Source organism: Oceaniovalibus sp. ACAM 378 (assembly GCF_008085915.1).
GTDB lineage: Bacteria > Pseudomonadota > Alphaproteobacteria > Rhodobacterales > Rhodobacteraceae > Oceaniglobus.
Genome location: NZ_VSJK01000113.1, coordinates 1 through 271, shown reverse-complemented (window position 1 = coordinate 271; position 271 = coordinate 1). Strand labels below are relative to the sequence as shown.

The 271-nt window shown below is 60.5% G+C and carries 1 protein-coding gene; it reads left to right on the top strand.

All coding sequences use genetic code 11. The features are described 5' to 3' along the window. Positions 1-271 (top strand): DDE-type integrase/transposase/recombinase (locus tag FQ320_RS25435; RefSeq protein ID WP_148476018.1); only part of this gene is annotated, 271 nt, incomplete at both ends.

The window sequence follows — 271 nt, the reverse complement described above, 5'->3', positions numbered from 1 at the left end:
TATGGGCCTACCATCGTTTCGCCCTGAGCCTGCGTGACGTCGAGGATCTATTGGCCGAACGCGGTGTAACAGTTTCGTACGAGACGATCCGAGATTGGGTGAACCGGTTCGGCTCCCAGTTTGCCGCCAAGATCCGCCGGGACCGTCCGTCGCCGACGGACAAAGGGCATCTCGATGCAGTCGTGATCCGGATCAAGGGTCGAACGCACTGGCTTTGGCGCGCCGTCGATGCCAATGGCGATGTGCTCGATATCCTGGTTCAATCGCGCCG